We start from the raw sequence: 24,089 nt of genomic DNA, 5'->3' as shown, positions 1-24,089 counted from the left end.
CTGGCGCGCCACAAACAACCGGTAGCAGTTCAAGCCAGCCGAGGAGAGGCTTAGGTCTGATGCCTACAGCGGCAGTTACGAGCAAGGAGGCGGCCGGGAGAAGCAATCCGCCCGGCCGCCGTCTATGCTTATAAGAAGTCAGCTGCCGGAAAGGCCCAGAAGGGTCCCTTGGGGGTCAGCCGCTGTGTCTCCTTACCGCTGTTTACTTCCAAAGCGATACACAAGGGATTTTAGATGTGTCGCAGCGCGTAGCGTACTTCTGAGCGATCTCGCGCACTTCTTCCATCAGGTTTTCTTTCAGCCTGACGGGCTCAAGGCCAAGATACATGAAGCCTTCGTTGTTCACTTTCAGCTCATTCTCGGCCATTTCGTTCCGCGGGTTTTCGAGATAGGAAATTTCAGCTCCCATCATGGTGCGAAGCATTTGAGCCAGGTCGCGAACACGGTGTGTCTCCGTCATCTGGTTCAGGATCCGGACACGTTCGCCTTCCTGCGGCGGGCTTTCCAGTACCAGTTCAATACAGCGGCAGGTGTCCTGGATATGGATGAAGGCGCGCGTCTGACCGCCTGTCCCGTGCACAGTGACTGGATAATTGACCGCCGCTTGCATGATGAAGCGGTTCAGAACCGTGCCGTAGTCTCCGTCGTAGTCGAAACGGTTGATCAGCCGTTCGTCCAGCTTGGTCTCCGGCGTTTGCGTTCCCCACACGATACCCTGGTGCAGGTCGGTGACCCTGACACCGTCATTCTTGTTGTAGAAGGCGAACAGGAGCTGATCCTGGCATTTGGTCATGTGGTAAATCGACCCCGGGTTCGGCGGGTACAGGATGTCCTGTTCGATGTCGCCCGAAGGAGTTTCGATTTTCACATTCAAATAACCCTCCGGGATCTCAATCCCGGCGGTGCCATATCCATAGACCCCCATGGTCCCGAGATGGATCAGATGGGCATCCGAACCAGCCTCGACCAGAGCCGCCAGAACATCGTTGGTCGCATTGAGGTTGTTTGAGACTGTATAACGTTTGTGCGCCGCGCTTTTCATGGAGTAAGGCGCAGCCCGCTGTTCCGCAAAGTGGATTACGGCATCCGGCCGCTCTTCACGGATCAGAGTGAGCAGCCGTTCATAATCCTGCCCCACCGTCAGGTTTTCAAAGCGGATCGTTTTGCCGGTCAGCTCCTTCCAGACACGCAAGCGCTCGCCGATCGGCCGGATGGGGGTGAGGCTTTCAACCTCAAGCTCTACGTCGATTTTCCGGCGGGAAAGGTTGTCAACGATAACAACGTCATGCCCACGGTTTGAAAGATAGAGACTGGTCGGCCAACCGCAGAACCCGTCTCCTCCAAGAATGAGAACTTTCATCCAAAATTCGCCTTATGATTGTTTTGAGTGGAGATTAATACCGCTTAGATTTTTTTCGCAAGCGGAAATGCGCATTTGAAACTGGAGCACTTTTTACTGCTGGAGCTGCCTGAATGAACTCTCCGGCAGGGCGGCCGCCTTGCCGTGGTCTTCCTCCAAGTCAGCACCAGACGTCTGCCCGCACTCAGCTGACAGCGGTGTTGATATTGCCTTGGCAAGCGCCAATGCGTGTGAGGCCTCTGTCCGCTCCTGTAACAGAGCGTCGCGCAATTGCAGCGCATTTGCGCGCGCCTTCGCGGGATCAGCCAGGACTTTCCGAAGGACGGCGGCCCATTGATCAGCAGGCGCATCCGCGGGCAGGCAATGGGACAGCCCGGGACGCAGCACTTCCCGTGTCCCGCCGGCATCCGCCCCCACAAGCGGAATACCCGTCATGCCAGCCTCCAGCAGTTGCACTGGCACCCCATCCCACGCGGAGGTATAGAGCCACACGTCGGCTTCCCCCAGCGGCAGGCTGGCAAAATGCTCATATTCCCCTTCCAGGCATACATTGGCAGGGCGATCCGGAAGCGGCGGCCCTCCTTCCAGCACACTGGAACCCCACATCCGGAAGTCCGCTTCCGGCAGGCTGCGGGCAATCTCATATACCAACCCGGCTCTCTTTTGCGGATCCATCCGCCCGCCCCAAAAGATCTGGGGACGCCGGCCCGTGCCGGATGGCGGCGCTGGCGCGGCCGGGATCGAGCTGTCTGCCGGACTCGGCAGAACATGCACCCGCTCAGCCAACTGGCGCGGCAGCATAAAGCGTTCACAAAGTTCGCTGGCCAGGAACTGGCTGTCCGTGAGAATTCCCGCCAGTTTCTGGAAATGCGGATAGACACGCCGAAGCGGATACCCCGTCCAATATCCATACGGGGTTTGCTCGTTGCAGAACAGGCAGGCAAACAGGCGAGCTGAAGACGCAAGCGCGGTTCCGAAAGGGGGCATCGCGTCCCACAGAAGCCGGGAATTCACATTGAAGACACATTCCGGATGCAGAGCCCGCAAAAACTCCACCAGAACCCGCAGCCGTGCCTCCTTTTCCAGACCGGACGTCAGTGCTGCGAAGTCCACCACGCGAACGCCCGGCGGCAGCTTGCCTTCTGGCATGGTTCCGGATTGATCCGTCAGGATGACCAGCACTTCGTTCGCATCGCCGTCTGCCAGCGCCCTGGCAATATGGCCTTCGAAGCGCGGCGCAGCACCGAAACGCGGACGGTTCACGCAAATCACATGGCGCGCGCGCCTGTGGCCTGCAGCGCCATTCAAGCGCCACATCGCCGCCGTGCGTTCCGATACTGCATCCGTGTGGAACGGCGGAATCTTAACCTGCAGAGCCTGCATCCACCCTTGCTCAACCAAGGGTTCGTGATGAGCGGCACGCGCCACCTGTGCACCCAGCTCTCCAAACTCCAGCCGCTGGCGGAGCCCGCCGTACCGGGACCTCCACAATTTAAATGCATCCCCTGCGGAACAGCCGAGCATCTCGGCAATTGTGCCGAACGCAGTTACCGGGCGGGGCACATATCCCTCATGCTCGCCTTTTTCCAGCCAGTGCAAAAACGGGTTCATCCCGCTGCGGGCCACATCCGGATAGCTTTTCAGGTAGGCTTTGGTGGAAAACCAAGGAGCCGGATTACGGCCTTCTTTCCAGCCGGCTCGGACATAATGCGCTACCGGGTCAAAGTTTTCGAGAGCGGCAATGTCCGGGTAAGAAGCAAGGTAGAAAGCGTAGTCAAACTTGGCCCGTATAACCTTGTAAGCCCGCCGGTCGCGCCAAGAAATTCTCCCCTTGTGCGCCCGGGCACGTTCCACCCGCGCTGCAAATGCAGCGCCGTAATGCGGAACCTGCTCAAGCTGCTGACCTGGGGGCACGTGCGGGCTTTCCGGAGGAAGTGCAACCTGACCGCAAGCGCCAAGGTCTGCAACCCGGTCCACGGCCATTGGCTCCAGCTGCCGGACAACTGCCTTGCGCGCACGGCTCTCAGTAACCAGAGACGCGTCGCGCCGCCGCTTGAAGATAATTGTGTCAGGCGCGTTCAGGTGCAGCCAGCCGCCCGCCATAGTTTCGATAGAAAACTGCCAGTCCTGAAACGACAGCCCCGCCGGAATATCACGTGCAGAATATTGAAACTCCAAATGTGCCTCGCGCGGAGCAAGGCACAGGCTGTCGTAGTAATTCATGCAATAGAAGTGATACGGCGAGAACAAAGGGTCTGTCTGGTCTGGCTTCAAGAACACCGAATGCGCCCCGTCAAAGAGCCAGTTGAGTTCAGGGTGCACGATCACCCGGTGCCCTGCCCGCTCAGCTTGGCGCAAGCGGTCCATCCCGTTGCTGAGCCAGTTTTCCGAAAAAAGGTCATCAGCATCCAGGAAGGCAATGCTGCGCCCCTTTGCCAAACGCACGGCGGCATTGCGCACCCTTCCCAGGTCACCCTCTTCGAAACAGATTTTCCGCCAATTCAGAAGTTGAGGCTGCGAGAACCACTGGCAGGTTTCTTCAGTCGCATTGTCCAGCGCGACAAGGCGCTCAACTGAGTATCCCTTGGCTTCGGCAGCACGGATCGCATCATCAGCTGCCCTGATCGTTGGCCCGCAGACCAGCGTTTCATCGTGCGCCGTGAGAATTACAGACAAATCAAAACTGATGCCCGGCACTGCTCTGCTTCACCCCTGAACGGATTTTTTGTTTTCAACGCCCGTCCACAGGACCGAAGCACCGCTGCAGCCCCTGGTATTAGAAGCACGCCATCAATAATTTCGCCTTTTATCGCGCAGCGATTGCGGGTACGCAACCCTCAGACGAAAGGATTTTTCATGAAGAACAGCTCTGCATTTATCCTGATTGGCGGCTATGGTTTCGTGGGCCGCAACATCCTGGATGTTGTCCAGAACGGCCCTGAATTCGCCGGGCTGTCCCCCGCTGTGATCGACAACATGTCCAATGCGGCACCGGGCCATGAAACAATCGACGTTCCAGCCTATTGCGGCGGCTATGAGGAGCCAGGTGCCAAAGATTTCCTGGCTGATCTGGACAAGCAAGAGTTCAACGGCCGCATCTTTGTGTTCCTCGCTGGGGAGACCCGGGTCGCCGAATCCAAGGACAGACCCCTTGATTTCATTGAGGCAAATATCAGCCAGCCGGCCGGTTTCGTTCTGGATGCCGTGAAACCCGGCGACCACTTCATCTTGATCTCAACGGCTGGTGCTCTCTTCGACGGCACCTTCGAGGTCCGCAACACCTCTGCGTACTGTCCCAAGAATTTCTACGGCGCCACAAAGGCAGCTGAAGAAATGATTCTGGAAAAGCTGGTCGAGTTGCGCGGCGGCACATTCTCGGTTATCCGGATGACTAACGTTTATGGCTGCTATTCCGAAAACAAAAAAAGCGCCATCCACGCCTTCACCCGCGCAGCACTGGAAGAAACGGATGTGTTTATTAACGGCGACGGCGAGCAGCGGCGCGATTTCATCTATGCCGGGGATGTCGGCCGTGGCATTGCTACCCAGGCGTTGAGGGTTCAAAACGGCGCAGAAACGTCCCGCGTGAACACGCTGGGCGCCGGAGTTTCAACTTCGTTGATGGATGTTGTCAGTGCGATTGAGGCTGCAACCGGCAAAACGCTGAGCTACACGAAAATTCCAGCCGAAGAACTTCTGAAAACCGAACCCCGGGATGTCATCGCGTCACGCGAAGATACTGCGGTGCTGCTCGGGGGGGAGTTCACCCCATTGGTCGAAGGAATTCGAAGCACACACGCCTATTATGCGCGCCGGAGCGCTGGGGCTGACATCTGATGAAAACGGCCCTTTATGTCGCCTATCATAAACCGGCACCGCGCCTTCAGAGCACCTGCGTGCTCCCTGTTCAGGCAGGCAGGGCGCTGACCCGGTCTCCGATCCCCGGAATGATCGGCGACGAAACCGGCATTAACATCTCGGAAAAAAACGAAACCTGGTGCGAACTAACCGTACTTTACTGGGCTTGGAAGAACCATACGGGAAATGACCTGACCGGACTTATGCACTACCGTCGGCTGCTGGATTTTTCGGGCCGCGTTTCATCCGGTCCGGTGGAGACATTTCCGAACGAATTCGACACGCGTGCCTGGTGCCGTGAGGCCGAAGAGTGGATCATGCAGGAAGGTGCGAATTGGGACATCGTGCTGCCGCGGCCGCACCGGATGGGCAAAACAGTAGAAGAAAACTACCGGTCCGGCCACAATGCGCAGGACTGGGAAGAGATGTGCCGCATAATCCGGCGCGACCACCCGGAATATTCCGCCAGCCTGGATGCCGTGGCATCCGGCTACGAGGTGCGGCTGGGCAATCTGGCACTCATGGCCAAGCCTGTACTCGACAGGTATTGCAGCTGGCTGTTCGACATTCTTTTCAAAGTTGAGGCCGCTCCTGTAAACCGTGACACCTACAGCCCTTACCAGGCTCGATATCCCGGGTTCCTGTCGGAACGGCTGCTAACCGTTTTTGTCCACCACGAAGCCAAAACAAACCCGTCGGCACGCATCAAGGAAGTGTCGGTCCTGAACCTCAGCCGCGCGGCGGTGTCTCCGTTCTTGGTATCTGCAGACTGCCAGGAGCAAAGCGCCGTTAATATTGCCTGTTCGGCAGACCGGGCTTACCTTCCCCACGCAGCTGCAATGCTGCGCTCGGTACTGGATCATGCAGACCCGTCGCGGCCGCTGAATTTCTTCTTCCTGCATTCGAATATCGACAATTGCGACCTGTCACTCTTGCAGGCAATGATGGATGAGCGGCCAGGCGCCAGCTTTCACCCGATCAATGCCAATGGCATTTTCGAATCCAGTTACCGGTCTGCATCACGCGCACCTTCCAATGCCACTTACAACAGGTTCCTGCTCCCGTCTCTGTTTCCTGAGCTCAATCGCCTGCTTTACCTGGATGCGGACCTAATCGTCAGGGCTGACATCGGCAAACTGTTTGATGCAGATATGGGTTCAGCAGAAATCGCTGCTGTTCCCGACTGGATTATGACGCGTACCTTGTCCGGCCCGACCAGAACAATCGATCCCGAAGTCCCGGATCTGACCAAGTACCAGCGGGAAACTCTTGGACTAACAGAAGCTGAGATCGGGCGGTATTTTAATGCAGGGGTTCTGCTGTTCGATTTCGCTGCAATGAAGAACCCCGAAGCGATAGGCGGCAAGCTCCGCCGGATGGCCAGCGAGCGCCGGTATCTATTCAGGGATCAGGACATCCTGAATGTGTATTTCAAGGACAAGGTTTGCCTTCTTGATGCACGGTGGAACGTCTTCAACGCGCCGGAGCAGGCCTATGCCCGAGTACCGAGAAACAACCATGTGCAAGCAATGGCGGCCCGCCGCAGCCCTTGGATCACTCATTACGCCGACCGGGACTTCAAACCCTGGCTGGGCCATGCGGTCCCCGAAGCGCAGCACTACTGGCAGGCGCTGATCCGCACGCCATTCTATGGCGAGGTGGTAAGCGGACTGGCAAGGAAGGGCAGCCGCCGCAAGCGCAAGCTGGCCCCCTTGCTCGTGAGCGCTGGCCGCAAAACCGCAGAACGTATTCCCTTTTTGAAAGTTCCAATGCTGAAGCTCTACCATGCCTGTTCGGGCATCCGTCTCTGAGGGACGGTCAGAGGCAGCAGACGACAGCATCGAAACACATGGAGATTTCATGCAGATCGACAAATTTAAGACCAAGAGCTTCCCTGCGATTTCGTCACTCGGCCTGAGCAGTTCGAACCACAAGCTCCGCGTTTGCATTGTTACCGAAGAAATCATCGGACCGGTCCGTAATGGCGGTATTGCCTCTACCTATTACCACCTGTCCAAGGGGCTGGCTGCGCATGGACATGAGGTGCATGTTCTGTTCCTGAAAGGACCCGTGGTTCAGGATGAAACACCTGAACACTGGGTAGAGCATTTCGCCGCTTTCGGGGTCACTCTGCACTACCTCGATATTCCAAGCGATTCAGCCTGGAGCAGTGCTCCGAACTGGCAGCCCCGGTACGCCGCTGCCTACCAATGGCTGAGAGATCAGGAACGGTTTGATGTGGTTCATACATCGGAATGGCGCGGGGGCATGTTCTATGCGCTGATGGCCAAGCGCCTGGGCCTTGCCTTTCAGGATACGCTTTTCCTGGTAAAAACCTCTTCGCCGCACATCTGGAACCGCCACTACCAGATGCAGCCGATTGAGCGGCGCGATCTGGTTCTTGCCGCCTACGCGGAACAAAAGTGTGTAGAACTGGCCGACGCAGTCATTGGGGGCTCCGCCCATCTGATCACCTTCATGGAGCAAATCGGCTACCGGATACCGGATGCCAATGTTTTCGTGCAGCCCAACATCGTGGATTTTTCCAAGGTGCCAGTCACCGATCAGCGCCCGCCGCGCCAGCCGGGTGACGTTGTAAAATCACGTGAACTGATCTTTTTTGGCCGCTTGGAAGGCCGCAAAGGTGTCGAACTGATGTGCAACGCGCTCGATATTCTGCGCGAGCGCCAGATCTCTCCGTCCAGCGTGACGTTCATGGGGAAATGGGGTGGCGCCCTGGCCACTCAGGGCGGCATGAAGGTGCAGGATTATATCGAGGAAAAGGCGCGGGATTGGGATTTCCCGGTTTCCTACATCACCGATAAGAACCAGCCTGAAGCGCTCAGCCACATGTGTTCGCGCGATATGATCGCAGTGATGCCGTCGCTGATCGAAAACTCCACTATGGCAGTCTATGAAACGCTGGAATGCAACATTCCATTCATTGCGACCGATGTTGGCGGCACCGCTGAACTGATTGACCACAAGGACCACGCCAGTTGCTTGGTTGAGCCTATTTCCACAGCGCTCGCGGACCGGTTGGAACAGGTGTTGGAACACGGCCAGCGTATCGCAAGACCGGGGTTCTCCAATGATGAGAACCTGCAGGTCTGGTATGGCTTCCACGCCTATCTCGGTGAACAGATCGAACAGCTCGGCGCACGGCAAGCTATTTCAGCCATTACAGCTGAAATTGACGCGCCCGGCCAGCCCGTCGACACGATCCGTTATGCTGTGCTGTTGCGCAACGGCGATGACGTGGAAGCCCTGACACAAGCCTTGCTGAGTGAACGCCCTGACAGCGTGGCCCTCGCCTACAACGACGCGAAACTGCAAAGTGCCGTTGCCAAGGCGAAGACTACCCTGCAGGATGCCGGAATCGACGTAATCGAGGTTTCCTGTATCGGTCAGGCAGCTGGCAGCACGCTGCATGCGCTGGCGAACCTGCCTGGGGCAGATGCCATCGTAATCGCGCATGGAGCCTCTGTGAGGCCGGCTCCGGGCTTTCTAACTGCTGCCCGCACGGCGCTGGAACACCGGCCGGCCAGCCTGTTCACCAGCTTCTTCAGTGCCGCAGGAGATCTCCGGGGACTGCCAGCAGGCAGCGATGTGGCCTCGCAGCTGCTGTCCCCGCGCGCCTACGGGCCAGAGGTTTTCGCCATGCTGCGCACCACCTATGACAAGGTCGGTCAATTCGAGCCCTACGACGTTCAACGGGGGATCCTGCACGAGTTTGTCACCCGAGCTGCTGTGCAGTTCAATGACGATCTTTTGGTCTGCCCCGAAGAGCTGCTTGATTGGCCGCAGGCGCTGGAAGAAGCGCAGGCGATGGCAGACGATACTGTGTATGCCTACCTCAAATCCAAACCACTGCTTGATGAGTCAGGGTTGGCCCAGCGGAAATTTCTGCTGAGCGCTCTGCATATGGTCAACGGCAGCAACCGGTCCGTCGGCAGCAATTCCCTTCGCGATGGAGGACGCCCCGCGGAGAGCCCGCTGTGGCTGACACCGGCTGACTGGAACCGGGAAGAAATCCGGGATGCGCTGAAACGGAAGCTGGTGGCTGGGCTTGATGAAGAGACCAACACGCTTTGGCTGTTTGCACGGGGTGCTGGCAACCGCCGCCTCGTGGCGCGTGACGCTGATCAGCCGATTGAACTGGTGGAAGAACATCTGAGCCCGGACGGGAAGGATCACCTCACACTGCACTGCTACAGGATCCCCGAAAGCTGGGAAACCGGTACGGCCTACGCTCTTAACTGGTGCCTGTTCGACGGCGAAACGAGGACGGGAAATCAGTTTCTTCGTGTTAGCAAACTTGCCAGCAACACCTATGCGCTTTCCTCGCGGAAGCCTGTCCTGACTAAAGAGACACTGCAAAAGGTATTCAGTCTGCAGACCGAGGGTGCTTCCGCAACGGCTGCACTTGAAAACAAGGCCCTAGCTGCCTCGCTCCCGCATCTGGAAGAAGCGGCAAAGCATCTCCCTGCCCGCCCGCAGGACGCGCCGCAACAACAGCCTCAGCCAGCTGCGGTTGCTCCGGTTTCCGGCAATACCTCAGCGCAAACCGTAACCGAGCTGTTGCGGCTTGCCCAGGAAACGGACCGGCCCGAGCTGGAACGCCTGGCGATGCAGACCCGCAGCGAACTGCTGCTTGCAGAGAAATCTCCGCTTGTTTGGAACGAAAAGACCGCCAGCGATCCGCGGGATGTGCGTTCATTCCTGACCCTTCCAGCCGATGGGCGCTGGCAGGAAAACGAATGGCTGCAAGGCTGGGCTTGGGACAAGAACAGTCCGGAAGAAACGCTTCACATTGTGGTCTTGCAAGGCTCAGTACCCGTATTTGCAGGTCCAGCAGGCTATCATGATCCTAACTTGGGCCGCCGCACGCCGGGACTGGAGCGGCACGCCTTCCGCATTCCGGTGCTGCCCGCGTTTCTAAATAGCAGCAAAGGCCCCCTTTCGCTGCGGATCCTGGAAACGGGTGACCTGGTCCGCAACGGCCAGATTGAATTGGACAGTGCAGCTCCCAGCGTCCTTGTTCCTGCCAAGGGCGGCACTCAACACGCCCGTACAGGCACGCGCCCTCCTGCCAGAAACGAGTCCTTGATGCGGCGCGCAGGCAGGGTTCTGAAGGCGATGGGAAGCAAAACCCGCTGAATGCAGAGACATCTATCAGACACTTGCTTGAGCTAGGATCAAGCAAGTGTCTGCACAATATGCACTTTGAGGGCTCACAGTGAGACCCGGCCCTGCGCGGCCCTCACCGTATAGCCGGCTGGTTTCAACGCTAAGGAGGCTGACTGCCAATGCAATCAGGAACTATTCACCCCGCACAACCTGCAAACGGCTCGCAAGCGGATCTGCCGCGGGCGATCGGGGCCATGCAGCGCCAGGAGTGGGAGGAAGCCCGCCGTATACTGGTGCCGCTTGCCGCTCAGAAACCCAAAAGCGTGGCCTCTTTTCATCTGGCCCGCCTCGAACTGGAAGCCGGGGACACAGCTGCGGCTGAAACTCACTTGAATGCGTTCTTGGAATTCCGCCCCCGGCACCCTGGCGCACTAGCGCTGAAGGCCCGGGTCGCCTTAATCCGTGGTGAATTGGAGCTGGCGTCAGAACTGGCGGACGAAGCTCTTGAGCAGGACCCAAAAAACTTTGGTGCTTTGAGCACACGTTCCCAGATTGACGATGCACTGAACACAAAGGCAGCCGCCCAAGCACTGGAAACACTGAACTCCGGCTATCTCAAAGCGCGGCAGGACGGACCAGACAGCAAACTGCTTGCCGCCGCTGCGACGCTGGCCGAATTGGATCCTGGAAACCGCTGGAACGACGACACAACAGCAGCAGCAATCGCCTATTTCAAGCATGCCGGTGATCTGCAGGCAGCCTTGAGAAACTATGACCCGCATCTGATCAGCGCATCGGTGGAACTCGATTACATCACCTGGCCCAAGCGCATCCAGCCCCATATCCGCGGCGGGGCGGTTCTCGATGTCGGCTGCGGTTTCGGCGGCTATGGCATGGGTTTTTTGATTGCCGGTGCCAAATCCTACACAGGCCTGGATCCTGTGATGCAGCTTGACAGCACAAAGGCGCGGAACAAACGCACCCGAAGCGTTGCAAACCTGGGGGTGACACCGCGGGAAATCAGCGCTTCGCTTCCCGCGATCAATCTTATCCAGGGCAAGTTGGAAGACCTGCACATTGACAGCACGTTTCACGCTATTTCGCTGCACAATGTAACGGAACACCTGATCCAGCTCGAGCAGGTGTTCAAAGAGCTCGCCACGCTCTGCAAAAAAGATGCGAAGCTCATTTATACCCACCACAACTACTATTGCTGGAACGGGCATCACGGAAACCCGGCGTGGCCGGAGCAGCTGGATACCGACAATCCTGAGCATCTGCGGCTTTACGATTGGAACCATATTGAATTTGCCGTTAACGCCCCAGAGGACGACTATGTAAGAACTCATTTGAACCGGGTTCGCCTTGACGAAATCCGATCAGTCACCGAAAAATACTTCGACATCGAAACCTGGCAAAAAATCCCGTCTTCGCCCTCCACCTTGTCGCGTCTGACGCCAGAAGTCCTCGGCAGAATCCGCAAGACGATCCCCGATATCGAAGAACGCGAGTTGACAACAAATCTCGTCTTCTGCGTTGCGGCCCCCAAGCCTCCTACCGGTTGATAGTTGCTTGAACATTGGACCGGTCACTAAAAGGAATTGTCCAAGTTTTCGGATTAACCTGCACGTTTTCCGCTGCGGGATCGTTTGGGCGATGAACTGAGCCATCCGGACTGATTGGACACGGCGTTAAGTGTTCTCAGCGAGACCGGAGTGTTTGGCTGCTTTTGTCAGTTCTGGCCCTCAACTGACCATCGGCGCTGCTCCACCGGGCAGGTCCTTCGGGCCGCACGTGAGGCAGCGTTGGCTGCCTATGCCCTGACGGGGGCAGAAGCAGGCGAATGCTGTTTTAATGGAGATTTCACGAAGGATAACAAAACGTTATCCTTTCATTCACTTTCCAGCCCCACTCTGCGTAGAACAGCCGCCTGCTATCGCAATCACAGCGAATGCAATCGCCTTGAGGGCCGCAGATGTTCAAAAGTTCCGCTTCCTCGCTCAGAGGCCGGGTCGCCGGTCTTTCCGCTGCGATTTCGATCACGGCCGTTGTTCTGCTTACCCTCGCAAGCGGCCTGACCTCCAGATACCTGGAACGGCAAAGAACCCTCGACGAGGTCATGGATACCGCTGCGCTGATCGCGCGCGCCACCGAAGATGCCAACGGCCAAGTGGTTTCGGATGCAGTCATTCTCGCCAGCATGCCGGCGGTCGCTCAGTTGACCAGGAACGGCGGCGGTGACCCGGCTAGCAGTGAAAAGCGGGAGGAGGCGCTTGCCCGGCTGGCCAAAATTTTCAGCGCCTTTTTTGAACTCCGCCCTGCCTATGAGCAAATCCGCCTGGTTGGCATTGATGACAATGGCCGGGAAATCCTGCGCCTCAACAGACAGGGCAGCGAAGTGCTGCGCGTTCCAGAGGACGGGCTGCAGGAAAAGGCTGGGGAATCCTATTTCCAGGACGCCCTGTCATTGAATCCGCGTTCGGCGCTGACAGGAACAGCCTCCTACAATCGCGAAAACGGCCGCATCGCGGAACCTAGGACGGTGATGTACCGGGTCCTTGTGCCCGCCTTCCGCGACAGCGGAGAGATGTTCGGCTTTATCATTATCAACGTGAACGTGCTGAAGCATAACAGGAACACCTTCAGAAATCTGCCGCTCAAGGCAGATTTTGTGCTGCATAACACAAAGGGCGGCAGTTACGCTTGGGACGCAGGTGATCAGGAAGGCGTCTTTTCCCTGGCTGGCAGCGCCGGCCTGCCGGACAGTGTCTGGCAGGCGGCGACCTCAGCCGCAGACGCGCCGGTACGGACAACCAGCGGCGGAAGATTGTTTGTAACGACGCGGCTCGACAGCCTCAGCAACTCCGGTCATGCCGTCAGCTTCACCCTGATCAAGCAGCAGGATTTCTTTGCCCGTTTCCTGCCGGACAGCACACTTGCCCTTATCGCCCTGGGCCTGGTTTTTGTTGGCTGGTCCGCCCGTTTCTCCAGGAAACGGGTCGAAAGGGAAATGACGCCAATGGTTGAAATGAGCTCTGAAATTATCAGGGCATCCAATCAGGGGCGGTTGCCTGATCTTCCAACCCATCTACAAGACGAGGTCGGCGATCTTGCCCGAAGCTTTGAAAAGCTGATCACCAAGCTTCGGCAACAGGAATCCAGTGCGCTGATGCTGTTCAATGGGGTTGGAGACGGGCTTGCCATTCTCGACCGCCAAGGCAAGATTCTGCGCATTAATTCGGCCATGCAAATCATGTTCCAAGTGTCCGAAGCTGATGCCGCAGGTAATGACTTTGCGCAGTTTCTGGCACCGGGCGAATGGGAGCGCTTTCAGCATGGCCTATCGGACTACCCGCACGAGAAGGACTGCCCGGTTCTGGGCCGGATGCATGAATGCGAAGGCCCGGTCCAGGAGGGCGGCCGCACTTGGCTGGAGCTGACCCTGTCCCCTATTCCGGAGCAGGCCTCCCCAAGTTTTGCGCTGGTAGTACGTGACATCACCGAACGCCGGAAAATGCTGCTCCAAGCGGAACATTTGATTGAACAGTTGAACAGGTCGAACAAAGATCTGGTGGAGTTTGCCTATGTGGCTTCCCATGACCTGAAGGCACCTTTGAGGGCGATTTCCCACGCCGCGGCCTGGCTGGAGGAGGACCTGGCGGACAAGCTGACGGAAGGAACCCGCGAACACATCTCCTTCATGAAGTCCAGGATCGGGCGCATGTCGCGCCTGCTTGATGACCTGCTAGAACATTCCCGGATCGGCAACGAAACTCATGCTCCGGCGGAAGACATGGTTGACGGCAGCAGTTTTGCCGAAGATCTGGAGCTTCTGGCAGCGCCGCCCGATGATTTTTCATTCACATTCGACGACAGCTTCAAGCAATCAGTTTTTTCCCGCTTCCCGCTGCAAATCGTTCTGCTCAATCTGATCACCAATGCGATCAAGCATAACGACAAGGAGCATGGAGAGGTTCATGTCAGTCTCGCGGACAAAGGGGACCTCCTGGAGTTCACCGTGACCGACAACGGTCCAGGGATCCCCGAACGCCATCATGAAACCGTCTTTGGCTTATTCAAGACACTGGCCCCACGGGACAAGGTCGAAGGCAGCGGCATGGGACTATCCCTCGTGCGCAAGCATTTGCATGTGCTGGGACATGACATTCGCATCGTATCCGATGGTGATAACGGCGGAACCCAATTCATTTTCACATGGCCCAGGAAACCAGAAAGCGGAGAACAAAATGCAGCTTAATCCGCCGGAACAGATGCAGCCGGTCAACATTCTTCTAGTGGAGGACGACGACTTTGAAGCAATGGCCGTACGGCGGGCCTTTGCCAAGGCGCGGCTTTCGAACCAGATCACCCGCGCACACGACGGTGAGGAAGCCCTGGAAATTCTTGAGCAACGGCATCCGGAGGTATCTGTCAACGGCCCCGTAATCATGCTTATCGACATCAACATGCCGCGGATGAACGGGCATGAACTGGTTGAGGCGATACGGTCCAGGCAGGCCCTGCGCCACATGATTTGCTTTATGCTGACGACCTCACGCGAACCCCGCGATGTAGACCGCGCCTATCAGCAGAACGTGGCAGGCTACATCATCAAGGAAACTGCCGGCCACGATTTCTCAAACCTGCTCAATCTGCTGGGAGACTATTGGATTACAGTGCAGCTGCCGACTCCGCACTAGCCGCATGACGTGCCTTGCCTCCACAGGCCTTTACCGCAGCCCAAGTCCACTGCCGGTTTTGCGGGGTGTCACCACACCCGGCTCTGGCATGGATACCGCCCGAGGACATCCAAACAGCGCCTGCCTCTTGCACCGCAACAGCCATGCAGACAGACAGAGTTTGTGGTAGCGGCACATTGGCCCCTGCCCTCCGCTCTTTGCACAAGCGGCAGCCCCGCTGCGAACCCGCCGGTTCAGCGGAGCAAGCTCCGGAAGCCGGCCGGCACGGAATGTCGCTATTGCAACTGGTTCAACACATGGCGCCAGCAGGTTCACTGCTGGCGCTGGTTTTCAGACACTTCCGCTGGGTAGCCAATTCTGGTGCCCAAAGGCGGTGTTCACCGCGCTGGCGGAAGGTTAAGACTTGCATTCCCAAGCACGTTTGACCAAGCGGTCTTTGCGATCGAACCAATAGTTTTGCTCATTCGCGCTTAGCCTATCCGGATTGCGGACAACTGCGTCAGCCTGAGCTATGGCCTGAGGCAATTCGCGGCACGGATAGTATTCCGGCGGCGTAACTTCAGGCGCCTGTTCACCTTCAAACTCTTCGCATCCGGCCAGAATGGAACTCGCCAAAGCGAATGCAAAAACACTTACCAACTTCATCTTCGACCCCTTTTGTCTCCAGGAATAATTAGATTTCCACCATTTCTGCATTTCAGCACAATTCACTTCATCCGCTCGGGTGCATTTGATTTATAAACGTTCTGCAAGGGGAAACAGATCGCTTGAATATTCTTTCCAGTTCAGTTGGTGTGCTTTTCCGGCAAGTCAAATCAAGGCTTCTCTTTTCAGGAAAAATCCGGGATCGAACCTTTGGCAAGAGCGGCGAGACAGGAGAGAGGAAGCAGCCCTTCCAGGGGCGGCCGGAACGCTTCTTAGAGTAAGCAGATGAGGGCAAACAAGGACACTTTCGGGATTGCCAATGCTGAAATTCAAAACGCGTTCTGCGCCTGATATGCCATGCCTCAATTACTCGCGTTGCAGAACAAACTGGCAAAGAGAACGCAGTTCAACTCTCTTGGCACCACCGGCAGACATCGCGGCATAACATTCCGCGGTTCACTCCACCAAAAGCTGAGGATCAGTTTCGCAGCTTCCTTTGATGGGTAAAAACGCTGGAACGATCCCTGACCAAAAGTGGTAATGCCGCACGATTAAGTACTATAGGCGCACCCGGTGCTTGATGGCGGGCGTCTTGCAGCTATCGTCTTTCTGCGAGGCCGGCAGTGTATTGAAAGATGCAACGCAATTTAGTTTGTCCGGGGGCGCTGGTTAATAACATTAAATAATAGCCAGCTGAAGCAAGAAACGCCGTCGCGCACGGCGGTTTTTCAGGGGACACGTGTCCCGACAATTATATTGTGGTGCTGTACCGGATGGGGGTTGGGTACATGACGCTGCGAAATGATAACAAGCGTGTAATTCACGCCAAGGCTGAACCGTTGGTGCCGATGCGCAAGACGGTTCTGGTAACCGGGGGCGCTGGATTCCTGGGGTCTCAGCTGTGCGCCCGCAAACTGGAACAGGGCCATCAAGTGGTTTGTCTGGACAACCTGCAGACCGGGCGAATGCGCAACATCACACCGTTGATGTCACACCGCCGGTTCCGCTTTGTTGAACATGACGTCGTGGCGCCTTACCAGCTCAAAGGTCCGGTGCATCAGATCTTCAACCTGGCGTGTCCGGCCTCTCCGCCGAAATACCAGCTTGATCCCATCCACACCTTCAAAACCAGCGTGATGGGTGCAATGAACGCGCTTGAACTTGCTCGTGAAAAGGGGGCCAAGGTGTTCCAGGCGTCCACCTCCGAGGTTTATGGCGACCCTGAAATCAGCCCGCAGCCGGAAGGATACCGGGGCTGCGTCAATACCTTCGGGCCGCGTGCCTGCTACGACGAGGGCAAGCGCGCTGCCGAGACGCTGTTTTACGACTATCACCATCGCTACGGCGTGCAAATCTCGATTGCCCGCATCTTCAACACCTACGGCCCTTTCATGGACCCGCAGGATGGCCGCGTGGTGTCCAACTTCATTAATCAGGCGCTTCGGGGCGAGGATCTCACTGTTTACGGCAGCGGTGCTCAGACGCGCTCCTTCTGTTATGCAGATGACCTGCTTGATGCAATTGAAGCGCTGATGGAACTCAATGATCCCAGCCCGGCACCCGTCAATCTCGGCAACCCTGGTGAGTTTACGGTGCTGGAACTGGCCAAAAAAGTCTGCAGGCTGACCGGAACCGGATCGCAAGTGGTTTTCCGCGAATTGCCTCAGGACGATCCGCAGCAGCGCAAGCCCGACATCAGCGCGGCCAGAACCAAATTGGGCTGGCGCCCGAAAGTGCGGCTTGAAGACGGGTTGCGCAGGACCATCCGCCATTTCCAGGCTGAGATGGCTGAGCCGGACCAGATGTCCGCGGCGGTCCGCTGATGCCCCGCCGGTTCGCCATACTTGTGACCGGCGGCGCCGGGTTCATTGGCAGCCACGCTTGCAAAGCTTTGCACCAGGCGGGCTACCTGCCGGTCACGGTCGATAACTTGACCACCGGACATGCAGATGCGGTCAAATGGGGTCCGCTGGTGCATGCAGATGTGCGCAACGCTGCAGCACTGAAGGACGCCATCAAAAATCACGGCATCAAGGCAGTCATGCACTTTGCCGCTTCGGCCTATGTCGGAGAGTCTATGGCGCGCCCGGCCTTTTACTACGACAACAATGCCGGAGGGATGATCTCCCTGATCACTGCGTGCCTGGATACAGGAGTGGACAAAATCGTGTTCTCTTCCAGCTGTGCGACCTATGGCAGCCCCGAAGGCGGCCCTATACGTGAGGATACGCCGCAGGCACCGATCAACCCCTATGGCCGCAGCAAGCTGATGTGCGAGGAAATGCTGCGTGATTGCTCTGCCGCGCATGAGTTGCGGTTTGCGGCGCTACGCTATTTCAATGCAGCCGGAGCCGACCCGGAGGGCGATCTGAGCGAGCGTCACGATCCCGAAACCCATCTGCTGCCGCTGGCGCTGCAGGCGGCTTCCGGCCGGCGCGGACCGCTGCAAGTCTTCGGCACGGATTACCCCACCCGCGACGGCAGTTGCGAGAGGGACTACATCCATGTCAGCGACTTGGCGCGCGGCCATGTGCTGGCAGCGGACTATCTGGCAGAAGGCGGTGCCAGCACCGCTCTGAATCTGGGCAGCGGCACCGGGCATACGATCTTTGAAGTGCTGGAGACAATCCGCAGCGTCACCGGCAAAACGGTGCCGCATGACCTGGCACCGCGCCGCGCCGGAGATCCTTCCTCGCTGACCGCGGACGTGCGCCTGGCACAGCAGACGCTGGGCTTCCGCACCGAACGCTCCAAGCTGGACCAGATCATCAGGGATGCGGCGCCATCCTTCGGATTGGCCGCCGCAAGAGAGGATCGCCATGGGCGCCATGCAGCGGAATAACCGGGCATCGCCCTCCCCCAAGCCCGGCTTTGACTGGGCAGTTGCTGCTGTGTTTGGTCTGTGGATTTTGGCTGCCGGCTATTTCTGGCACTGGTGGCTGCAGCCCGGGCACAATATAGGCACCGGGCGATATATCATTGTTTCAGCAGCAATTTTCTGGCTCTACTTCCTGCTTGCCTATTTCATGCTGTTTTTCCTGAATGGCACCCGCCGCCGCCTGCGGCCGTCGCTGCAAGGACCGATGCGGGTGGCCATGATAACCACCAAAACCCCAGCCGAGCCTTTGTCCGTTCTGAAGGAGACCCTAACGGCCATGCTGGCGCAAACGCCGCCGCACGATACTTGGCTGGCTGATGAGGATCCTGATGACGCAACCCGCGCCTGGTGTGCGGCGCATGGTGTCAGGATCTCAACCCGCAAGGGCCTTTCTGAGTACCACCGCAAGGAATGGCCGCGCAGAACCCGCTGCAAGGAAGGCAACCTGGCCTATTTCTATGACCAATACGGCTATGAAGCCTATGATATCGTATCCCAGCTTGATGCCGACCATGTGCCGCAGCCCGGGTATCTTGAAGCCATTCTGCAGGGGTTTGACGACCCGGCCACCGGCTATGTCAGCGCCCCCTCCATTTGCTGCAGCAATGCGGACAGAAGCTGGGCAGCACGGATGCGGCTTTTTGCCGAGGCACCGTTTCATGGCGGCATCCAGCTAGGCTATAGCGCCGGCTGGGCACCTATGTGCATCGGCTCGCATTACGCAGTGCGCACCCGCGCCCTGAAGCAAGCAGGCGGCTTGGGGCCCGAACTTGCTGAGGACCATTCCACCACGATGCTCATGAACTCCGCAGGCTGGCGCGGCACCCATGCAGCAGATGCCATCGCGCATGGCGCCGGCCCGGCCTGCATGGCTGATCTAGCAACTCAGGAATTCCAATGGTCGCGCAGCCTGACAACGCTGCTGCTGAGCTACACCCCGCGCTATCTGAAGGGGCTGCCGCCGCGGCTGCGGTTCCAGTTCCTGCTGTGCCAGCTGTGGTACCCGCTTTTTGCCCTGTTCATGGCGCTGATGTACCTGTTTCCGATTGCAGCCCTGCTGCTGGATATCCGGTTTGCCGGGGTGACCTTCCTTGGTTTCGTTTTGCACGCGCTTCCTTCAACCGTTGCGGTGATCTTGTTCGTCTACCTCATGCGCGCGCGCGATACTCTCAGACCGTATGACGCCAAGGTTCTCAGTTGGGAGCGCGCATTGTTTCCCTGTGCGCAGTGGCCCTGGGTTCTGCTTGGCTGCGGAATGGCCATTGCGGACAGGCTGAGGGGCGGGTTTGTCGACTTCCGTGTAACGCCAAAAGGCGGCGGAGAGGCGCCGCCGGTGCCCTTGCGAGTCCTTCTGCCTTACCTGTTGCTGGCATTGGGGGCAGCCCTGCCGCCGCTGTTTGTGCAGGACCTGCAACAGGCCGCGGGATTCGTGGTGCTGAGCCTGATTAACGCCACCGTTTATACCGTGCTATTCACGGTAATCGCTGTCCAGCACTTGCGGGAAAACAGGCTGTCGCCCTTCAGATGGCCGCTTGCCTCGGCCTTTCAGGCGACGGCCTGCATGGCGCTTGCCGCAGTCATTGCTGCAGCGCTCGGCAGCCAGGGCGCGCACAGCCTCTATGCACTGTCTCACGGCAGCGGTGTGTTCTCTCCCTACACCCCCAAATACATTGTGTCCGGCGCGGGTCTCGGCCCGCCGGGTACTGTGACCTACCAAATAAACCTGGAATGGCCGGGGAATGCCCTGTTCCAGCAGAAGATGGAGTAGACAATGTCCCGTTCTAGCCGGCATATCCTAGTCACCGTCGCTGTATCAGCGGCCCTTTTCGGAACCGCCCTTCCTTCCTTCCCGCCACCTCCCGGTGAGCTGCCTTTCGGCGTCTATGATCCGAATGGCGACTTTTCAGATGAACAGAATGTTCAGGTCGAACATCTCTTCCTGCCGTGGGAGGACTTGTTTCTGGAGTCGCTGACCGAGGCTGACAAATACGCCAAGGAACGCAACCGCGAGGTCTTGGTCACGATTGAACCCTGGACCTGGACGCGCGATGCCCGCAACACGCCAGCGCGGTTGATCCGCGGCATCCGGGACGGTACCTACGACGGCAATATGGCCGCTATCTGCGAAGTGCTGAACCGGTTTGAGAGCAAGGTTACCGTCCGCTGGGCGCAGGAGATGGACGACAACAGCGGCCAGTTCATCTGGGCGCAGTGGCAGCCGGAAACCTATGTTTATGCATTCAAACGGATGATAGACGTCTGCCGCGACAAAGCACCGGAAATTCGTGTGATGTGGTCACCGCTGGGATATGAAAACCTGAATAAGTATTATCCCGGCGACGACTACGTGGATATCATTGGGCTTTCCGTTTTCGGCTTGCAGCCTTGGGAGCAGATCTACAAAGGCGGCGAGATGAGCTTTGATGAAATCTTCGCCCCCCGCTACGAGCGGGTGAAGGAGTACGGCAAGCCCGTCATGGTGGCCGAACTAGGCTATTCCGGCGATGAAGCATACGTTGCCCGCTGGGAACAGACCGTCCGGCAAGACAAGAGCGCCTACCCCGCCCTCACCGGCATCGTCTATTTCAACCAGCAGGAAGTCTACCCCTGGCCCAATGGGTTCGGTCTTCCGGATTGGCGGGTGGAACACCGTATCCGAGTCGAGACCGCAGGAAACTGACCCGTTTTCCGGCTTGGTGCTGTCCCTCCACAGTTCAAGCAACGCCCGGCCAGCATCGGCAGGCAAGGCAACGAACCATTTGATTTCAGAGCCTTTCCACCTGTGCAAGGCCGTACAGGGTCAGGCCTTTTGAGCGGGTTTCCGCACAGCTGCGTTGAAAAAAAATAGAATTGCGCCTAAGAAAAACGTGCTGTGCAGATCGTGCAGCGCGTGAATTGGCTGTTTGGCTGCCGCATGCCGTTTAGGCATAAATGAGCTGCCTGGGGCCTATGAGGACGAGGTGCAGTTTATGTACGCAGTACGTGCGATGCTCCGGCTTGTGCCGGTTTTTTCTTATTCAATCAAGATTGCAGGCGGCGCGCTTCTGGCCTGTCTGTTCAGCCTGGGCAGCGCCAGTGCGCAGGACAGCAAATCCCTAGCTGGAGAAACTGTGTTGGCCAAGGGGACATACGTCTGCTCCCCCAGCGGCTTTGGGCAAAAGTCCCGCTGCTACCGCAAGTAGGTCCGGCCCTCTCCTTCCAAACGATCCAAATCCGGAGCGCAGCCTGAACCGCAGGGCTGGCTGCGCCTGAATTGAATATCCAGCAGTTCTCCTGGAATTGCAGCGTCCGGCATTTGCCGGAGGCCCATTTGTGCGGCATTGCAGAAGCCTTCCTCTGCGGCATTCACGCGATTGCCTTCTGCGCGCAGCCATGCTGTGGTGCGCGCGACAGAAGACCTTTCAGGGAGACATACTGATGACCGACGCCCCGTCCTATGGTTTTGACACCTTGCAAATCCATGCCGGCGCCAAGCCGGACCCTGCCACCGGCGCGCGGCAGACGCCGATTTATCAAAGCACGGCCTACGTCTTCCGCGATGCCGAACACGCCGCCGCGCTGTTCAACCTGCAGGAAGTCGGTTTTATCTACTCCCGCCTGACCAACCCGACCGTTGCGGTGCTGCAGGAACGCCTGGCAACGCTGGAAGGCGGCGTCGGCGCGGTCTGCTGCTCCTCCGGCCACGCGGCACAGATCATGGCACTGTTCCCGCTGATGGGGCCGGGCTGCAACGTGGTGGCCTCGACCCGGCTTTATGGCGGCACCGTCACCCAGTTCAGCCAGACCATCAAACGCTTCGGCTGGTCTGCGAAATTCGTCGACACCGACGATCTGGACGCGGTGAAGGCGGCAATCGACGAAAACACCCGCGCGGTGTTCTGCGAATCCATTGCCAACCCCGGCGGCTATGTGACCGACATCCGCTCGCTGGCCGACATCACCAATGGCGCCGGCATCCCACTGATCGTCGACAACACCTCTGCCACGCCTTACCTGTGCAACCCGATTGCCCAAGGGGCCACGCTGGTCGTGCATTCGACAACCAAGTACCTGACCGGCAACGGCACCGTGACCGGCGGCTGCGTGATCGACAGCGGCAAGTTCGACTGGTCCGGCAATGACAAGTTCCCGTCTCTGTCCGAGCCGGAACCGGCCTACCATGGCCTCAAGTTCCACGAGACCTTCGGGCCGCTGGCTTATACCTTCCACGGTATTGCGATCGGTCTGCGTGATCTCGGCATGACGATGAACCCGCAGGCGGCGCATTATACCCTGATGGGGATTGAGACCCTGTCCCTGCGGATGCAGCGCCACTGCGAGAACGCCCGCACGGTTGCGGAATGGCTCGAGAACGACGACCGGATTGATTACGTGACCTATGCCGGCCTGCCGTCCTCCCCCTATTACGAGCGTGCGCAAGCCTGCTATCCCAAGGGCACCGGCGGCCTATTCACCTTTGCGGTCAAGGGCGGTTATGAGGCCTGCATTAAGCTGGTGGATTCGCTGGAGATATTCAGCCACGTGGCCAACCTCGGCGATACCCGCTCGCTGATCATCCACTCCGCATCCACCACGCACCGCCAGCTGACGCCGGAACAGCAGGAGGCGGCAGGCGCCAGCCCCAATGTGGTGCGGGTGTCGATTGGGATTGAGGATGCCGGCGACCTGATCCGCGATCTGGACCAGGCACTGGCCAAGGCCTGCGGCTAAGGTTCGCCCTATCAGTAACAGGAAGGCCGGGCGCAATGCCCGGCCTTTTCGCTTTTCCGGTTACTCACCGCCCGGCACCAGCATATCAAACACAACCGACACATTATGGGTGAAGGTCAGTTCCCCTGCCTCGATCGGCATTGCGTCGCTGCGGGCCATCTCCATGGTCATCATTGGACGTCCGCCACCGCCGCCATGCTCGGAGATCGAACGCACCGGGCCCAGCTCCATGCCTGCTGCCTCAGCCAGCTGCTCCGCCTTGCGGATCGCGTCCTTAACTGCTTCGCCGCGGATTTGGTCGGCGGCCGCAGAGGGATCATTAACTCCGAAGCTTAGCCCTTGAAAGCGGTTTGCCCCGGCCGTCAGCACGGCGTCCAGCACCGGCCCCAGTTCGCTCAGGTCGCGGACCCGCACCATCAGGGTATTCGAAGCCTCGAAACCCGTGATCCCGCGCCGTCCGCCGCTGTCGTAGGAACGGTCCTGCGACCAAACCGGGTGCATGGCAATCTGCTGGGTTTGCATATCCTCAGCGGCGATACCAGCGTCCTTCAAACGCGAGATCACGGCCTGCATCCCCTCTGCAACGGCCGTCATGGCTGCAGCAGCTTCTTCTGCCTCTTCTGTCACGCCCAAGGTGATGGTAGCCAGTTCCGGCGCCATCTGCAGCTTGCTCTCGCCCGTAACAGTGATCTGGCGCGGGATTTCGGCCTCGCTGGCCGCCAGTGCGCCTGTGCTCATCGACAGCATCAGGGCAGCTGCCAAAAGTTTCTTTGCCTTCATGCTCAAAAGCTCCTTTTCCGAATGCAGC

At 58.3% G+C, this 24,089-nt stretch carries 15 protein-coding genes; 11 read left to right on the top strand and 4 right to left on the bottom strand.

The genetic code is table 11. From position 1 onward, the window contains the following. Positions 1 to 202: 202 nt before the first annotated feature. Together RA25_RS07940 and RA25_RS07935 are read right to left on the bottom strand one after the other, a co-directional pair. A complete protein-coding gene (locus tag RA25_RS07940) occupies positions 203 to 1,360 on the bottom strand; it encodes an NAD-dependent epimerase/dehydratase family protein (RefSeq protein WP_039149853.1) in 1,158 nt (385 codons plus the stop codon). A 93-nt stretch (positions 1,361 to 1,453) separates the two neighbouring features. Next, positions 1,454 to 4,057: a glycosyltransferase gene (locus tag RA25_RS07935; RefSeq protein ID WP_039171343.1), complete on the bottom strand. Its 2,604-nt coding sequence runs from the start codon at positions 4,055 to 4,057 to the stop codon at positions 1,454 to 1,456. 159 nt (positions 4,058 to 4,216) lie between these two features. Between RA25_RS07935 and RA25_RS22110 the strand changes: the two genes are divergently transcribed. From RA25_RS22110 to RA25_RS07905, 6 genes are all read left to right on the top strand, one after another. Then, positions 4,217 to 5,197 (top strand): NAD-dependent epimerase/dehydratase family protein, encoded by a 981-nt coding sequence (locus RA25_RS22110; RefSeq protein WP_052254202.1) that lies wholly within the window; start codon positions 4,217 to 4,219, stop codon positions 5,195 to 5,197. Further along, entirely contained in the window at positions 5,197 to 7,029 is a 1,833-nt protein-coding gene (locus tag RA25_RS07925) for a DUF4422 domain-containing protein (RefSeq protein WP_039171340.1), read from the top strand. Before RA25_RS22110 ends, RA25_RS07925 begins: the two co-directional genes overlap by 1 nt. Positions 7,030 to 7,078: 49 nt before the next feature. Beyond that, positions 7,079 to 10,378, top strand: a complete 3,300-nt coding sequence (locus RA25_RS07920) for a glycosyltransferase family 4 protein (RefSeq protein WP_052254201.1) — start codon at positions 7,079 to 7,081, stop codon at positions 10,376 to 10,378. A gap of 149 nt (positions 10,379 to 10,527) precedes the next feature. After that, the gene (locus RA25_RS07915; RefSeq protein ID WP_082023050.1) at positions 10,528 to 11,913 is read left to right on the top strand and encodes a methyltransferase domain-containing protein; all 1,386 of its coding nucleotides are present in this window, start codon (positions 10,528 to 10,530) and stop codon (positions 11,911 to 11,913) included. A 410-nt stretch (positions 11,914 to 12,323) separates the two neighbouring features. Beyond that, positions 12,324 to 14,606 (top strand): sensor histidine kinase, encoded by a 2,283-nt coding sequence (locus tag RA25_RS22105; protein WP_052254199.1) that lies wholly within the window; start codon positions 12,324 to 12,326, stop codon positions 14,604 to 14,606. Then, complete coding sequence (locus RA25_RS07905; protein WP_019294679.1) at positions 14,596 to 15,048, top strand: response regulator; 453 nt, start codon at positions 14,596 to 14,598, stop codon at positions 15,046 to 15,048. Before RA25_RS22105 ends, RA25_RS07905 begins: the two co-directional genes overlap by 11 nt. Before the next feature lie 396 nt (positions 15,049 to 15,444). Here RA25_RS07905 and RA25_RS22640 read toward each other — a convergent pair whose 3' ends face one another. Next, on the bottom strand, positions 15,445 to 15,693 hold the full coding sequence (locus RA25_RS22640; protein ID WP_152610550.1) for a hypothetical protein: 249 nt from the start codon (positions 15,691 to 15,693) through the stop codon (positions 15,445 to 15,447). Positions 15,694 to 16,481: 788 nt separating this feature from the next. On the opposite strand from RA25_RS22640, the gene RA25_RS07900 reads away from it, so the two are divergent. The 5 genes from RA25_RS07900 to RA25_RS07875 all read left to right on the top strand — a co-directional run bounded on the left by RA25_RS07900 (position 16,482) and on the right by RA25_RS07875 (position 23,281). Further along, positions 16,482 to 17,516 carry a UDP-glucuronic acid decarboxylase family protein gene (locus RA25_RS07900; RefSeq protein WP_152610551.1) on the top strand — a complete coding sequence of 345 codons (1,035 nt, stop codon included), beginning with the start codon at positions 16,482 to 16,484 and terminating at the stop codon, positions 17,514 to 17,516. Next, positions 17,516 to 18,535: a UDP-glucose 4-epimerase GalE gene (gene galE / locus RA25_RS07895; protein WP_039171337.1), complete on the top strand. Its 1,020-nt coding sequence runs from the start codon at positions 17,516 to 17,518 to the stop codon at positions 18,533 to 18,535. The genes RA25_RS07900 and galE overlap by 1 nt, the downstream gene beginning before the upstream one ends. After that, positions 18,522 to 20,339 (top strand): glycosyltransferase, encoded by a 1,818-nt coding sequence (locus tag RA25_RS07890; RefSeq protein WP_241477383.1) that lies wholly within the window; start codon positions 18,522 to 18,524, stop codon positions 20,337 to 20,339. The genes galE and RA25_RS07890 overlap by 14 nt, the downstream gene beginning before the upstream one ends. Before the next feature lie 3 nt (positions 20,340 to 20,342). After that, complete coding sequence (locus RA25_RS07885) at positions 20,343 to 21,251, top strand: glycoside hydrolase family 26 protein (RefSeq protein ID WP_039171331.1); 909 nt, start codon at positions 20,343 to 20,345, stop codon at positions 21,249 to 21,251. A gap of 737 nt (positions 21,252 to 21,988) precedes the next feature. Beyond that, positions 21,989 to 23,281, top strand: coding sequence for an O-acetylhomoserine aminocarboxypropyltransferase/cysteine synthase family protein (locus tag RA25_RS07875; RefSeq protein ID WP_039171327.1), 1,293 nt, complete (start codon positions 21,989 to 21,991; stop codon positions 23,279 to 23,281). A 60-nt stretch (positions 23,282 to 23,341) separates the two neighbouring features. Here RA25_RS07875 and RA25_RS07870 read toward each other — a convergent pair whose 3' ends face one another. Continuing rightward, positions 23,342 to 24,061, bottom strand: a complete 720-nt coding sequence (locus RA25_RS07870; RefSeq protein ID WP_039171326.1) for an SIMPL domain-containing protein — start codon at positions 24,059 to 24,061, stop codon at positions 23,342 to 23,344. Positions 24,062 to 24,089 lie beyond the last annotated feature (28 nt).

Source organism: Leisingera sp. ANG-S5 (genome assembly GCF_000813925.1).
Lineage (GTDB): Bacteria > Pseudomonadota > Alphaproteobacteria > Rhodobacterales > Rhodobacteraceae > Leisingera.
Note: the sequence above shows the minus strand (reverse complement) of the source record. Positions and strands in the feature narration are given on the sequence as shown.

Excerpts from the sequence above, each read along its gene's own strand:
- RA25_RS07940 (WP_039149853.1), bottom strand. The coding sequence starts at position 1,360 with ATGAAAGTTCTCATTCTTGGAGGAGACGGGTTCTGCGGTTGGCCGACC.
- RA25_RS22110 (WP_052254202.1), top strand. The coding sequence starts at position 4,217 with ATGAAGAACAGCTCTGCATTTATCCTGATTGGCGGCTATGGTTTCGTG.
- RA25_RS07925 (WP_039171340.1), top strand. The coding sequence starts at position 5,197 with ATGAAAACGGCCCTTTATGTCGCCTATCATAAACCGGCACCGCGCCTT.
- RA25_RS07920 (WP_052254201.1), top strand. The coding sequence starts at position 7,079 with ATGCAGATCGACAAATTTAAGACCAAGAGCTTCCCTGCGATTTCGTCA.
- RA25_RS07915 (WP_082023050.1), top strand. The coding sequence starts at position 10,528 with ATGCAATCAGGAACTATTCACCCCGCACAACCTGCAAACGGCTCGCAA.
- RA25_RS22105 (WP_052254199.1), top strand. The coding sequence starts at position 12,324 with ATGTTCAAAAGTTCCGCTTCCTCGCTCAGAGGCCGGGTCGCCGGTCTT.
- RA25_RS07905 (WP_019294679.1), top strand. The coding sequence starts at position 14,596 with ATGCAGCTTAATCCGCCGGAACAGATGCAGCCGGTCAACATTCTTCTA.
- RA25_RS22640 (WP_152610550.1), bottom strand. The coding sequence starts at position 15,693 with ATGAAGTTGGTAAGTGTTTTTGCATTCGCTTTGGCGAGTTCCATTCTG.
- RA25_RS07900 (WP_152610551.1), top strand. The coding sequence starts at position 16,482 with ATGACGCTGCGAAATGATAACAAGCGTGTAATTCACGCCAAGGCTGAA.
- galE (WP_039171337.1), top strand. The coding sequence starts at position 17,516 with ATGCCCCGCCGGTTCGCCATACTTGTGACCGGCGGCGCCGGGTTCATT.
- RA25_RS07890 (WP_241477383.1), top strand. The coding sequence starts at position 18,522 with ATGCAGCGGAATAACCGGGCATCGCCCTCCCCCAAGCCCGGCTTTGAC.
- RA25_RS07885 (WP_039171331.1), top strand. The coding sequence starts at position 20,343 with ATGTCCCGTTCTAGCCGGCATATCCTAGTCACCGTCGCTGTATCAGCG.
- RA25_RS07875 (WP_039171327.1), top strand. The coding sequence starts at position 21,989 with ATGACCGACGCCCCGTCCTATGGTTTTGACACCTTGCAAATCCATGCC.
- RA25_RS07870 (WP_039171326.1), bottom strand. The coding sequence starts at position 24,061 with ATGAAGGCAAAGAAACTTTTGGCAGCTGCCCTGATGCTGTCGATGAGC.